Raw genomic sequence first — 13088 nt, 5'->3', positions numbered from 1 at the left:
ATGCGCGCAAAAAATGCGCCGGCGCATCCTGCGACGCTTTGCCCCGCCGCAGAAGATGGTCTTACCGAGGGTTCTCGAAGAAGAGATAGTTGGCGTAGCCGCCCACCTCGAAGTACACCTTCTTCTCGCCCGGGTCGGCCTGGAAGTTCAGGTTCTCGTCCAGCACGCCGTAGCCGTAGCGGTAGGACCGGGCCTCGCTGTCGCTGGTGCCCAAGGCCGTGGAAAGCTTGTCGATGCGGACGAAACGGCGCACCAGCTTGTCGCCGGCGTAGATCTCCAGCACGCCGTTGGTGCCGGTCCAGTTCTGGATGCCGCGTCCCAGCTGGTTCTGCTGTTCCTGGGTGCAGCCGGCCGCCAGCAGCGCGGCGAAAGCGAGGGCGAGGGGCAGGCGCATGTCAGTCCTCCAGGAGTTGCGGCAGCAGGACGGCCGACGTGCCGGCCAGCACCAGGTCCGCGGCGTCGTCGAGCGCGGTGGATTCCGGGTTCACGACCACGACGCGGCCGCGGGTCGCACGGGCCAGGCCGGCCGCGGGGTAGACCAGGCCCGAGGTGCCGACCACCAGCATCAGGTCGCTCGCGGCGGCCGCCTCCTCCGCCCGCCACAGCGCGTCGGCCGGCAGCAGTTCGCCGAACCACACCACCGCCGGCCGGCGCAGGTTGCCGCAGACCGGGCAACGCGGCGGGTGGCCGTCCTCCACGCGCTCCGGCGTGCAGCAGGAACGCGGCGCGTCGAGCCACTTGTCCTCGGCGAGGTTGCCGTGCAGTGCCAGCACGCCGGGTGAGCCGGCCCGCTGGTGCAGCCCGTCGACGTTCTGCGTGGCCACGGTCAGCCGGCCCGGATGGCGCCCCTGGAACGCGGCCACCGCCCGGTGCCCGGCGTTCGGCTCCACCTGCGCCACGGCCTCGCGCCGCATCGCATACCAGTCCCAGACGAAGCCGGGCCGGGCCCGGAACGCCTCCTCCGTGGCGAGTTCCTCCGGCCGGACCTTCGCCCACAGGCCGGACTGCGCGTCGCGAAAGGTCGGCACGCCCGATTCGGCGCTCATCCCGGCGCCGGTGAGCAGCACGATGTGCCGCGCCTCGCGCACCCACTGCCGCACCACCATCGCGGCGCTGCCGCTCACGCGCGCTCTCCGCCCGCCGGCTGCACGTCCGGGCCCGCCTTGGCGTGGAAGTACACCCACTCCGCGACCCGCCGCATCGGACGCGTGCCGAGCAGCTTGTTGTACATCCAGTCGTTCTGCGTGAGCTCGAAGAAGCGGCGCAGCGCCCGCTTGGCGCGAAAGCGCGGGAAGCGCGCGGGCAGCCAGCCGGCCGGGTCCGGCGCCTCGCCACGCAGGAAGGACGCGACCGCCTCGCCCGCGCTCTCCCCGACCGACAGCGCCGCGTGGATGCCGCCGGCCGTGGCCGGCGACACCAGTCCCGCCGCGTCGCCGATCAGCAGGGCGCCGGGGCACGCGATGCGCGGCAGCAGCCCGCCGCAAGGGATCATGCCGGCGCGGATGGCCAGCGGCGGCCCTTCCGGGGTCACGTAGCGCGCGGTCTTGTGCAGGAAGGCCTGCAGGTCCACCCGGCCCTGCCGCAGGCCCGGCGTCACCGTGCGCGCCAGCCCGACCTGCGTGGCGCCGACACCGGCGAAGGCCCAGCCGATGTAGCCCGGCGCCAGCTTGCGGTCGAGGAAGCAGTGCAGGTAGTTCGGCTCGATCTGGGCCCGCGCGTACTCGTGCTCCACGCCGAAGAGGAAATGGCGGTTCTGCGACAGGCCCAGCGCCTTGGCCACGCGCGAATGCGGCCCGTCCGCGCCGATGATGTAGCGCGCCTGCAGCACCTCGCCGCTTTCCAGCGGCACCTGCCAGGGTTCGCCGTCGTGCGACCGCCGCGCCTGGGTGAAGAGGCTGCCGAAGCGCAGGTCCGCGCCGGCGCCGCGGGCCAGGTCCACCATCCACTCCAGGAAGCGCACGGTGTCGGTGGCCCAGAAGAAGTAGCCGGGCGCGCGCAGGCTCACGTGCGTGAGGTCGGGGGCATACAGCTTGACGCCTTCGACCGCGCGCACGAGTTCGGACGGCACGTCGCGCAGCCACGCAAAGTCGTCGACGGCGTCCTTCACCACCATGCCGGTCGTGTGCAGCCGCGCCCCGGCGCCGAACTTCTTTTCCAGCAAGGCCACGCGCAGCCCGGCCTGCGCCGCCTTGCGCGCGCAGGCAAGCCCGGCAAACCCGGCGCCGACCACCAGCAGGTCGTAGATCAAGCACCTCCCCGCTGGCGCACCGCCTCGTAGAGGCAGATGCCGCTGGCCACCGACACGTTCAGGCTCTCGACCGCGCCCAGCATGGGGATGGACACCATCGCATCGCAGGTCTTGCGGGTGAGCTGGCGCAGGCCGGCGCCTTCGGCACCCAGCACCAGGGCGGTCGCGCCCTTGAGGTCGGACTGGTACAGCGTCTGCGTGGCCTCGTCGCCCAGCCCCAGGCACCAGATGTTGCGTTCCTTGAGTTCCGTCAGCGTGCGCGCCAGATTGGTGACCATGAAGTACGGCACCGTCTCCGCCGCGCCGCTGGCGACCTTGGCCACCGTGGCATTGATGCCGACGGCGTGGTCCTTGGGGGCGATCACGGCATGGGCCCCGGCGCCGTCGGCCACGCGCAGGCACGCGCCCAGGTTGTGCGGGTCGGTCACGCCGTCCAGCACCAGCAGCAGCGGCGGGCCTTCGACCGCATCGAGCAGGTCGTCGAGCGAGGTCACGGCCTGCAGCGGCTCCACGCGCGCGACCACGCCCTGGTGACCGGCGCTGCCGGCCAGCCGCGACAGGCGCAGGGCGTCGGCCTCGACGGGGCGCAGGCCCGCCTCCTGCGCCTTCTGCAGGAACTGGCGCATCCGCGCGTCCCTGCGCGTGCCTTCCACGTACAGCTCGAGGATGGACCTGGGGGCGGTGCGCAGGCGCACGCCGACCGCGTGGAAACCGAAAAGGACTTTGGGAGTGGCCATCGTTCGATTATCGATTCGCGCCCCCGCCCTCCTGGCGGGCGATGTGGCCGGCTTCGATGGTGATGCGGCGCTCGCAGCGCTGCGCGATGGCGGGGTCGTGCGTCACCAGCACCAGGGTCGTGCCCTGCTCCCGGTTCAGGTCGAACATGAGGTTCATGACCGTTTCGCCGGTGGCGAAGTCCAGGCTGCCGGTGGGCTCGTCGGCCAGCAGCACGGCCGGCTGGACCACGAAGGCCCGCGCCAGCGCCACCCGCTGCTGCTCGCCGCCCGAGAGCACCTTGGGGTAGTGGCCCAGCCGTTCCGACAGGCCCACCCGCGCCAGCATGTCCGCTGCGGTCTTGCGCGCATCGCCGCGCCCGGCCAGTTCCAGCGGCAGCATCACGTTCTCCAGCGCGTTGAGGTTGCCCATGAGCTGGAAGCTCTGGAACACGAAGCCGACCTGGCGCGCCCGCAGGGCCGCGCGCTCGTCCTCGTCCAGCGCGAACAGGTCCTGGCCCGCCAGCCGCACGGTGCCCTTCGTCGGCGTGTCCAGGCCGGCGACGATGGACAGCAGCGTGCTCTTGCCCGAGCCGGAGGCCCCGACGATGGCCGCTGTTTCCCTCGGGGCCAGCGAGAAATCGATATCGCGGAGAATCGCCAGGGTACCGGTGGAGTCGGTGACCGACTTGTGCACGTGTTCTACGGAGATGATGGGTTCAGGCATGCGTTCGAGTTCTTGGCAGCGGCGCGACTTTATCGCGGCGCTTGTTTCTGCGGGTATCGCCGGCGCGGCGTCGGCCGCTTCGCCGGCGGCGGTGATCCTGGTCGTCGGCGATTCGCTGAGCGCGGAGTATGGCCTGAAGCGTGGCAGCGGCTGGGTCGCCCTGCTGGAGGGCCGGCTGGCGCAGGAGAAGGTCCCGGCGAAGGTCGTCAACGCCAGCATCAGCGGCGACACGACCTCGGGCGGCCGCGCCCGGCTGCCCGCGCTGCTGGCGCAGCACAAGCCGACGCACGTCGTGCTGGAGCTCGGGGCCAACGACGCCTTGCGCGGCCTGCCGGTGCCGGGCACCGAGGACAACCTGGCGGCCATGACGCAGGCGGCGCAGAAGGCCGGCGCCCGCGTGCTGCTGGTGGGCATGCAGGTGCCGCCCAACTACGGGACCGACTACACCCAGCGGTTCGCCGCGATGTACGCGAAGGTGGCCAGGCAGTTCAAGGCCGGGCTCGTCCCCTTCCTGCTCGCGGGCGTCGCCGACGCGCCGGATGCACGCGCCCTGTTCCAGGCCGACGGCATCCACCCGCGCGCCGAGGCACAAGCGAAGATGCTGGACAACGTCTGGCCGGAATTGCGGAAGCAGTTGAAATGAGCGTGGTCGTCGTTCCTGCCCTGGCGGCCATCGAAGGGCTGGCCGGCTACGACGCCGTCCTCGACGCGCGCAGCGAGTCCGAGTACGCGGAGGACCGCCTGCCCGGCGCCGTGAACTGGCCTTCGCTGAACGACGCCGAGCGCCATGAGGTCGGCACCCTGTACAAGCAGGTCAACCCCTTCGAGGCGCGCAAGCGCGGTGCCTCGCTGGTGGCGGCCAACATCGCGCGCCACATCGCGCGCGAGGTGATGGACAAGCCCAAGGAGTGGCGGCCGCTGGTCTACTGCTGGCGCGGCGGCCAGCGCAGCAACGCGCTGGCCCTGGTGCTGGGGCAGATCGGCTTTCGCGTCGCGCTGGTCGAGGGGGGCTACAAGGCCTTCCGCGGCGCGGTGCTGGAGCAGCTGCCCGCCCTCGTGCAGCGCCTGGAGTACCGGGTCGTGTGCGGTCCCACCGGCTCCGGCAAGACCCGCCTGCTGCAGGCGCTGGAGGCCGCGGGCGCCCAGGTGCTGGACCTGGAGGCGCTGGCCAGCCACCGCAGTTCGGTGCTGGGGCTGATCCCCGGCCAGCCGCAGCCGACGCAGAAGCGCTTCGACACCCTGGTGTGGGAGAAGCTGCGCTCCTTCGATCCCGCGCGGCCCGTGTACGTCGAGAGCGAGAGCCGCAAGGTGGGCAACTGCGCCGTGCCCGAGGCGCTGATCGCCGGCATGCGGGCCAGCCCCTGCCTGCGGCTGGACCTGCCGGAGGACGAGCGCGTGCGGCTGCTGCTGGAGGACTACGCCTTCTTCAGCCGCGACACCGAGCTGTTCTGCGGCCGCCTGGACGCCCTGGTGCAGCTGCGCGGGCGCGAGCAGGTGCAGCGCTGGCAGGCCCAGGTGCGCGCCGGCGAGATCGAGACCGTGGTGCGCGAGCTCCTGCTCAAACACTACGACCCCGGCTACGCGAGTTCGACCCAGCGCAACTTCAGCCAGTTCGGCCAGGCTCGCGCGATCGTGCCGCGGGACCGCACGCCCGAGGCGATGCAGGAACTGGCGCAGGAGCTGGCGGGATCGTGAGGGTGGCCGCTGCGGCCCGCTAGGAATCCCAGCCGACCACGTCCCGGTAGGCGTGCCAGGTCGCGTACCCGAGCCAGGGGCCGACCACGACGATGCCCAGGCCCCAGGGCCACAGCGCCCCCAGGGTCAGCACGGTCACCAGCGCCCCCCAGAACAGCATCGCGCCCAGGTTCTGCAGCACGGCGAACAGGCTGGTGAGCGAGGCGGTGACCGCGTCCGTGTCGCGGTCCAGGATGATCGGGATGGTCACGACCATGAAGCAGAACACCGCGGCGGCGAACATCGCCCCGACCGCCAGGTAGACGGCCACGAACTGCCAGTTGCGCGGGTTGAACACCGCGTCGACGACGCCCACGCTCGTGGGCAGCCCGTTGTCGAAGAACAGCGCGAAGGCCACCAGCGAGGCGCGGCCCCAGACCAGTTCGAGCAGCACCAGCACCAGCACCAGCAGGCTCATGCTGCCGATGTGGTGCTGCCAGCAGGTCAGCGAGGCGACCAGGTCCGGCTCCAGGGCCTGCTCGCGCTGGCGGCTCACCTCGTACAGGCCCATGGCCAGGAAGGGCCCCAGCAGCAGGCAGCCGGACACCAGCGTCATCGTCCATTCCGGGCGGTAGCGGAACACGATGCCCAGGATCGCGGCCATCGCCCAGAAGCAGGCGCCGTAGAACGCGGCGATGCGGGGGTAGGCGGTGATGTCGCGCGCCCCGGCGGCCAGCCAGCGCAGCGGTGCGCCGGCGGACACGAAACGCACGCGCGGGACCGGCGGGGCCGGCCGGGCAGACGCCGCCTGGGATTCGGAGATCGGGTGGTCCATGGCAACCCTCCTTCAGCGCGCAGGGTAGCGCCACGGCGGCCGCCGCGCCACTAGGTCATGGGGCAGCGAGTGCCGCCAGCGCCCGTTCCAGGTCCGCCTGCAGGTCGTCCGCGTCCTCGAGGCCCACGGAAAAGCGCACCAGCACGCCCTTGTGCGGCCAGGTCGCCAGGGCAGCGCTGCGCATGGACGGGATGTCGTAGGGGACGACCAGGCTGACGGGCCCGCCCCAGGAATAGCCCAGCTTGAACAGCTTCAGCGCATCGCAGAAGGCGTCCACCTGGCCCACGGCGTAGCGCTCGTGGAAGACGGCGGAGAACAGGCCGGCCGCGACGCCGTCCTCCCCGCACAGGGCCCGCCAGTGCTCGTGCCCGGGAGAGCCCGGCAAGGCCGGATGCAGCACCTGGGCCACTTCGCTGCGTTGAGCCAGCCAGCGGGCGAGCTGGCGGCCGGCCTGGTCCTGCGCCCGGTAGCGCACGGCCATGCTCGGCAGCGAGCGCAGGACGCTCTCCACGTCGTTGCCGCCGACGCCGAAGCCCATGCGCATGTGCGTGAGCTTGAGCTGCTGGTGCAGCTTTTCGTCCCGCGTGACGATGCTGCCCATCAGCACGTCGCCGCCGCCGCTGGGGTACTTGGTGAGGGCCTGCACGACGATGTCGGCGCCGAGGCCGCCGCCGAGGTCGAAACCGTTGAACGCCAGGCCGGCGCCCCAGGTGTTGTCCAGCGCCGAGGTCACGCCTTTCGCGCGGCACAGGCGCACCAGCGCCGCGAGATCGGGAAACTCCATGGTGACCGAACCCGGCGCCTCCAGCCACACCAGCTTCGTCTTCGGTCCGATCCGTGCCTCGAGGTCCCGCGGCTTCATCGGGTCGTACAGCTGGCAGGTGATGCCCCAGTTGCGGAACTCCCCTTCGGCCAGGGCACGGCTCGGTCCGTAGACGTTGTCCGGCAGCAGCAGCTCGTCGCCCGTCTTGAGCAGCGCCATGCCCACGTTGGCGATGGACGCCAGCCCGCTGGGCACGAGCACGCACTGGGAGCCGCCTTCCAGGGCGGCGATGCGTTCTTCCAGCGTGAAGGTGGTGGGCGTGCCGTGCAGGCCGTAGGTGTAGCCGCTCTTGTGCTTCCAGTCGCGGGCGCGCATCGCGGCCACGTTGGCGAAGATGACGGTGGACGCCTTGTAGACGCCCGGCTGCGGCGCGTGGAAGCCCGCGGGCGGCTCGTAAGGGTGGTGGATGAGGTCGGTGACCGGCTTGCTCATGCGCCCATGTTAGCCGCGGCCCCCGCCTGCGGGCCGGGAGCCTAGATCTTCCACTTCTCCAGCAGCTTCTCCGGCCGCATGGCGTCGTAGGTCTCGAAGGGCTGGTGGATCCACGGGTTGGTCGGCAGGAATTCCACCGAGTAGTCCGCGGTGAACTTGGACAGGCCCTTGGTCCACAGCACCGCGGTGCGCAGTTCCGTCACCTTGGAGTACTTGCTGCGCAGCATCTCGACGACCTTGTTCAGGGTCAGCCCCGAGTCCGCGAGGTCGTCCACCAGCAGCACCTTGCCCGCGATCTCGCCGCGGGGCGTGGTGATGTAGTGGGCGATGTCCAGGTGGCCCTGCACCGTGCCGGCATCGGCCCGGTACGAACTCGTCGACATGATCGCCAGCGGCTTGTCGAAGATGCGCGAGAGGATGTCGCCGGGGCGCATGCCGCCGCGCGCCAGGCACAGGATGGTGTCGAACTCCCATCCCGACTGGTAGATCCTGATCGCGAGCTTTTCGCAGAGGTTGTGGTACTCGTCGTAGCTCACGTACAGGTGCTTGCCGTCTTCCGTCAACATCGTTGCGTCCTCTGCTTAATCGGCCAGGTAGGGGTGGCGCATCATGATCGTGTGGTCGCGATCGGGGCTGGTGGAGATGATATCGACGGGCACGCCGGTCACCTGCTGGATGCGTTGCAGGTACAGCCGCGCGTTCAGCGGCAGCTTGTCGTACTGGGTCACGCCCACCGTGGACTGGGTCCACCCTTCCATGGTCTCGTACAGCGGCTTGCAGCGCGCGATTTCGTCCGCGCCCAGCGGCAGGATGTCGATGTGCTCGCCATCGAGCTCGTAGCCGGTGCACAGCTGCAGCTCCTTGATGCCGTCCAGCACGTCCAGCTTGGTGATGCACAGGCCCGACAGGCCGTTGACCTGGGCGCTGCGCTTCAGGAGGGCCGCGTCGAACCAGCCGCAGCGACGCGAACGGCCGGTGGTCACGCCCTTCTCGGCGCCCACGGTGGACAGGTGGTAGCCCACGGTCCCCGGCTTCTCCCAATCCAGCTCGGTCGGGAAGGGACCGCCGCCCACGCGCGTGCAATAGGCCTTGGTGATGCCCAGGATGTAGTGCAGCATGCCCGGGCCGACGCCGGCGCCCGCGGCGGCATTGCCGGCCACGCAGTTGCTGGAGGTGACGTAGGGATAGGTGCCGTGGTCCACGTCCAGCAGCGTGCCCTGGGCGCCTTCGAACAGCAGGTTGTCGCCGTGGAGGTGGGCTTCGTTCAGTTCGCGCGACACGTCGGCCATCATGGGGCGCAGGATCTCGCCGTGGCGCAGCGCCTCGTCCAGCACCTGCTGGTAGTCCAGCGGCTGCGCGTGCAGGAACTGCGTCAGCACGAAGTTGTGCAGTTCCATCACTTCCTTGAGCTTGTCGGCGAAGCGCGCGGGGTGCTTGAGGTCCTGCACGCGCAGGGCCCGGCGGGCGATCTTGTCTTCATAGGCCGGGCCGATGCCGCGGCCGGTGGTGCCGATCTTCTCGGTGCCGCCCTTTTCGCGCGCCGTCTCGCGCGCGATGTCCAGCGCGGCGTGGAAAGGCAGGATCAGCGGGCAGGCTTCCGAGATGCGCAGGCGCGAGCGCACCTCCACGCCGGCCTTCTCCAGGCCCTCGATCTCCTCCAGCAGCTTGGCGGCGGACAGCACCACGCCGTTGCCGATGTAGCACTTCACGCCGGGGCGCATGATGCCGCTGGGGATCAGGTGCAGCGCCGTCTTCACGCCGTTGATCACCAGCGTGTGGCCGGCGTTGTGGCCGCCCTGGAAGCGCACCACGCCCTGCGCCATCTCGGTCAGCCAGTCCACCAGCTTGCCCTTGCCCTCGTCGCCCCACTGGGTGCCGACCACGACCACGTTGCGGCCCTTCGTCTTCGTCATGACTTGCTCTCGCGGGAAAAATGAAAATGGTGATGCGGCTTCAGAGCGCGCGCACGGTCCAGCGGCCGGCGGCATCGCGCGCCAGTTCGCGGTCGCAGTGGAACTCGTCCACCTGGCTCTCGTGGCCCGGCAGCACGCAGACCACGGTCTCGCCCTGCTTGCGCAGGCCGGCGATGGCGGCGCGCAGCTCGCTCGCGTCCGGGCCCGCATCGAGCCACGGGGCGCGGATGGCGGCCTTGAGCGGGCGCTTGGCGACCACGCCCACCAGCTCGCGCACGTCCAGGCTGAAGCCCACGGCGGGCCGGTTGCGGCCGAACACGGCCCCGACCTCGTCGTAGCGGCCGCCGCGCACCAGCGCGTCGCTCGCGCCCGGCGTGTAGATGCCGAAGCGCGCGCCGCTGTAGTAGGCGTAGCCGCTCAGGTCGGCGAGGTCGAAGGACACGCGCGCGCCCTCCACATGGCGCGACAGCCACTGCAGCTGCTCCAGCGCCTGCCGGATCACGGGCGTGGCGGGCAGCACCCTGGCCGCCTCGGCGAGCACGCCGGCGCCGCCATAGAGGGTGATCAGCGCCTGCAGGGCCTGCCGGGTGGCGGCGGGGAAGTCTTTGGCCAGCGACGCGAGCTCGGTCGCGTCCTTGGCCGCGAGCGCGGCATGCAGTTGCGCGAGCCGCGGCGCGTCCATGCCCAGGCCGGCCAGCAGCGAGCGCACGATGCGCGCATCGGCCATGTCCACCGTGAGCGCTTCGACCCGGGTGGCCTTGAGGCAGTCCAGCGCGAGCTGCAATGCCTCCACGTCCGCTTCCAGGCCGGCGTGGCCGTAGATCTCGGCGCCGAACTGCAGCGGCTCGCGCGTGGCATGCGGCCGGTCGGGGCGCGTGTGCAGCACGGGCCCGCAGTAGCACAGGCGCGTGATGCCCTGGCGGTTCAGGAGGTGGGCGTCGATGCGGGCGACTTGCGGCGTCGTGTCCGCGCGCAGGCCCAGCATGCGGCCGGACAGCTGGTCCACCAGCTTGAAGGTCTGCAGGTCCAGCGCCTCGCCCGTGCCCGTGAGCAGCGACTCCAGGTGCTCCAGCATGGGCGGCATCACCAGCTCGTAGCCATAGCCACGGGCGGTGTCCAGCAGTTCGCGGCGCAGTTCTTCGATGTGCCGGGCCTCGGAAGGCAACACATCGGCGATGTGATCCGGCAGGACCCAGGCGGACATGGAAAGGGGAGGCTGTTAAAAACGTGATTCTACCGGGCCGGCCGCGACGGCCCGGCAGGCCCGCCGCTCAGCCGAGCGACAGCACCCAGAGCGTGACGAGGCCGATCGCCATGGCGGCCAGCCCGAAGAAGCGCAGCTGCCCGTCGCGCAGCTCCATCAGCCGGGCGAAGGTGCGGCGCCAGCCGGCCGGCGACAGGAAGGGGAAGAGCCCTTCGAGCACCAGCACCAGCGCGAGCGCCGACCAGAAGGTGTCGCTGTCCAAGGCTCAGCGACGCGCAGGTGCCGCCGGCGCCGCGGCGGCGCCGCCGCCGCCGCCGCCGCCGGAACCGCCGCTGCGGAAGGCGCGGAAGAACTCGGTGCCGTTCGGGTCGACGACCAGCACGTCGCTCTTCTTGCTGAAGCTCGCCTTGTAGGCCTCCAGGCTGCGGTAGAACTGGGCGAACTGCGGATCGCGGCCGAAGGCCTCGGCATAGGTGGCGGCCGCCAGGGCATCCCCCTCGCCCTTGATCTTCTGCGCGTCCCGGTAGGCGTTGGCCACGGTCACCTCGCGCTGGCGGTCGGCGTCGGCGCGGATCTTCTCGCCTTCGGCCGCGCCGGTGGAGCGCAGCTCGTTGGCCACGCGCTTGCGCTCGGCCTCCATGCGGCGGTAGACGGACTCGGTGATGGCCTCGACGTAGTCGGCACGCGTGATGCGCACGTCGACGATGTCGATGCCCCAGGGCTTGGCGCCCTTGACCGCCTCGATGGTCTCGCGCTTGACGTCCGCCATGAGCTGCTCGCGCTTGGACGACAGCAGTTCGCGCACGGTGAAGCGGTTGACTTCCTCCTGGAAGGCGTTGCGCACGACGCGATTGAGCTGGTTGTTGCCGGCCGCCTCGTCCAGGCCCACGTTGCGGATGTAGGCCAGCGGGTCCGAGATGCGCCAGCGCACGTACCAGTCGATCACCACGCGCTGCTTTTCCGCGGTCAGCATGGGCTCGGTGTCGACGCTGTCCAGCGTGAGCAGGCGCTTGTCGATGTAGCTCACGTTCTGCAGCGGCGGCGGCAGCTTGAACTTCAGGCCCGGTTCGGCGATGACTTCCTTGACCTGGCCCAGCGCGTAGACCACGCCGAACTGGCGCTGGTCGACGACGAACAGCATGGAGCTGAGCAGCGCGAGCGCCACCAGCAGCGACGTGACGATGAATCCGATGCGGTTCATTTAGCGGCTCTCTCTTTCGCGGCCGCGTGCGTTCTCGCGGTTGCGGGCGTCGACGGACGCGCCCGCGCTGGATGGCGGCGCGGACGTGGCCGGCGCCGGCGGCTCGGCGGCCGGGGCCGCTGCCCCGCCCGCGGCGACCTGCTGCAGGATCCGGTCGAGCGGCAGGAACAGCATGTTGCCGCCCTGGCGCGATTCGACCAGCACCTTGGTCACGTTGCCGTAGATCTGCTGCATGCTCTCCAGGTAGAGGCGGTCGCGCGTCACCTGCGGCGAGCGCTGGTACTCGGTGAGCAGCAGCTTGAAGCGCTGGCCGTCGCCCTGGGCCTGGGCGACGATGCGCGCCTTGTAGCCCTCGGCCTCCTGCGCCAGCCGCGACGCGGCGCCGACGGCGCGCGGGATCACGTCGTTGGCATAGGCCTGGGCCTCGTTCTTGGACCGTTCGCGCTCCTGGCCGGCGCGCAGCACGTCGTCGAAGGCGGACTGCACCTGCTCGGGCGGCCGCACGCCGCCTTGCTGCAGGTTGATGCCCACCACCTCCACGCCGATCCGGTAGCGGTCCAGGATCTGCTGCATCAGGGCGCGCACGCGCGGCCCGATCTGGTCGCGCTCGTCGGCGAGCGCCGTGTCCATGCGCATCTTGCCCACCACCTCGCGCACCGCGGTCTCGGCCGCCTGCACCACGGCCTCCTGCGGGTTCTTGCTCTCGAACAGCCAGGCGCGGGCGTCGTTCAGCCGGTACTGCACGGCGAACTTGATCTCCACGATGTTCTCGTCCTCGGTCAGCATCGCCGACTCCTTCAGGCCGGTGGCGCGGATCACGTTGTCGCGGCCCACGTCCACGGCGCGGATCTGCGTGACGTTGACGATCTCGTGGCGCTCGATCGGGTACGGCAGGCGCCAGTTGAAGCCCGCGCCCACGGTCGCGCTGTAGCGGCCGAACCGCGTGATCACGCCCTGCTGGCCTTCCTGCACGATGAAGATGCCGGTGCCCATCCAGATCACGACCACCACGATCGCGATCAGGCCGGCGCCCACCCCGGCGCTCTTCATGTCGGGCTGGAAGTTGCCGCCGTTGCCGCCATAGCCGCCGTTGCCGCGCCGGCCCCCGAACAGGCCGGTCAGCTTGCGGTTGAAGTCACGCCAGAGCTCGTCGAGGTCCGGCGGGCCCTGGTTGGGACCCTTGTCCTTGCCCTCGGGCCGCTGGCCTTCGTTCTTGTCGTCGCCGCGCCCCCAGCGGGGATCGTTCAGGTTGAACATTCCCCGGATGCGGTGTCTCAGCCCGGAAAAGGTCAGGCTGCGGAACAAGAGGTTCATTCGT

Annotated in this window: 15 protein-coding genes; 2 read left to right on the top strand and 13 right to left on the bottom strand. The window is 70.6% G+C overall.

The window, feature by feature from the left end:
- Window positions 1–61: 61 nt before the first annotated feature.
- Genes AC3EGR_RS03830 through AC3EGR_RS03810 form a run of 5 tightly spaced genes read right to left on the bottom strand, consistent with a single transcriptional unit; the run spans window position 62 to window position 3688 of the window.
- On the bottom strand, window positions 62–394 hold the full coding sequence (locus AC3EGR_RS03830; RefSeq protein ID WP_488545114.1) for a hypothetical protein: 333 nt from the start codon (window positions 392–394) through the stop codon (window positions 62–64).
- Between the two features lies 1 nt (window position 395).
- Window positions 396–1106 carry an SIR2 family NAD-dependent protein deacylase gene (locus tag AC3EGR_RS03825; protein WP_488545326.1) on the bottom strand — a complete coding sequence of 237 codons (711 nt, stop codon included), beginning with the start codon at window positions 1104–1106 and terminating at the stop codon, window positions 396–398.
- 14 nt (window positions 1107–1120) lie between these two features.
- Complete coding sequence (locus tag AC3EGR_RS03820; RefSeq protein ID WP_488545113.1) at window positions 1121–2248, bottom strand: NAD(P)/FAD-dependent oxidoreductase; 1128 nt, start codon at window positions 2246–2248, stop codon at window positions 1121–1123.
- Complete coding sequence (gene rlmB, locus AC3EGR_RS03815) at window positions 2245–2985, bottom strand: 23S rRNA (guanosine(2251)-2'-O)-methyltransferase RlmB (RefSeq protein ID WP_488545112.1); 741 nt, start codon at window positions 2983–2985, stop codon at window positions 2245–2247. Before rlmB ends, AC3EGR_RS03820 begins: the two co-directional genes overlap by 4 nt.
- A gap of 7 nt (window positions 2986–2992) precedes the next feature.
- A complete protein-coding gene (locus AC3EGR_RS03810) occupies window positions 2993–3688 on the bottom strand; it encodes an ABC transporter ATP-binding protein (RefSeq protein ID WP_488545111.1) in 696 nt (231 codons plus the stop codon).
- Here AC3EGR_RS03810 and AC3EGR_RS03805 point away from each other — a divergent pair.
- Both AC3EGR_RS03805 and mnmH read left to right on the top strand, forming a co-directional pair.
- Window positions 3687–4331 carry an arylesterase gene (locus tag AC3EGR_RS03805; RefSeq protein ID WP_488545110.1) on the top strand — a complete coding sequence of 215 codons (645 nt, stop codon included), beginning with the start codon at window positions 3687–3689 and terminating at the stop codon, window positions 4329–4331. The genes AC3EGR_RS03810 and AC3EGR_RS03805 overlap by 2 nt on opposite strands.
- Entirely contained in the window at window positions 4328–5383 is a 1056-nt protein-coding gene (mnmH, locus tag AC3EGR_RS03800) for a tRNA 2-selenouridine(34) synthase MnmH (protein ID WP_488545109.1), read from the top strand. Before AC3EGR_RS03805 ends, mnmH begins: the two co-directional genes overlap by 4 nt.
- 19 nt (window positions 5384–5402) lie before the next feature.
- On the opposite strand, the gene AC3EGR_RS03795 is transcribed toward mnmH, so the two are convergent.
- The 8 genes from AC3EGR_RS03795 to hflK form a co-directional block, all read right to left on the bottom strand.
- A complete protein-coding gene (locus AC3EGR_RS03795; protein WP_488545108.1) occupies window positions 5403–6197 on the bottom strand; it encodes a DUF2189 domain-containing protein in 795 nt (264 codons plus the stop codon).
- Window positions 6198–6252: 55 nt separating this feature from the next.
- Window positions 6253–7452, bottom strand: coding sequence for a PLP-dependent transferase (locus AC3EGR_RS03790; RefSeq protein ID WP_488545107.1), 1200 nt, complete (start codon window positions 7450–7452; stop codon window positions 6253–6255).
- 41 nt (window positions 7453–7493) lie between these two features.
- Window positions 7494–8018 (bottom strand): phosphoribosyltransferase, encoded by a 525-nt coding sequence (locus tag AC3EGR_RS03785; RefSeq protein ID WP_488545106.1) that lies wholly within the window; start codon window positions 8016–8018, stop codon window positions 7494–7496.
- 15 nt (window positions 8019–8033) lie between these two features.
- Entirely contained in the window at window positions 8034–9365 is a 1332-nt protein-coding gene (locus AC3EGR_RS03780) for an adenylosuccinate synthase (protein ID WP_488545105.1), read from the bottom strand.
- A gap of 40 nt (window positions 9366–9405) precedes the next feature.
- A complete protein-coding gene (locus AC3EGR_RS03775) occupies window positions 9406–10569 on the bottom strand; it encodes an ATP phosphoribosyltransferase regulatory subunit (protein WP_488545104.1) in 1164 nt (387 codons plus the stop codon).
- A gap of 67 nt (window positions 10570–10636) precedes the next feature.
- On the bottom strand, window positions 10637–10831 hold the full coding sequence (locus tag AC3EGR_RS03770) for a DUF2065 domain-containing protein (protein WP_488545103.1): 195 nt from the start codon (window positions 10829–10831) through the stop codon (window positions 10637–10639).
- A 3-nt stretch (window positions 10832–10834) separates the two neighbouring features.
- Entirely contained in the window at window positions 10835–11770 is a 936-nt protein-coding gene (gene hflC, locus AC3EGR_RS03765) for a protease modulator HflC (RefSeq protein ID WP_488545102.1), read from the bottom strand.
- Window positions 11771–13084, bottom strand: a complete 1314-nt coding sequence (gene hflK / locus AC3EGR_RS03760) for an FtsH protease activity modulator HflK (protein WP_488545101.1) — start codon at window positions 13082–13084, stop codon at window positions 11771–11773.
- Window positions 13085–13088 lie beyond the last annotated feature (4 nt).

The organism is Ramlibacter sp. G4-7 (assembly GCF_057784995.1).
The sequence above is the reverse complement of the archived record's forward strand: the minus strand, read 5'-3'. Positions and strand labels throughout refer to the sequence as shown.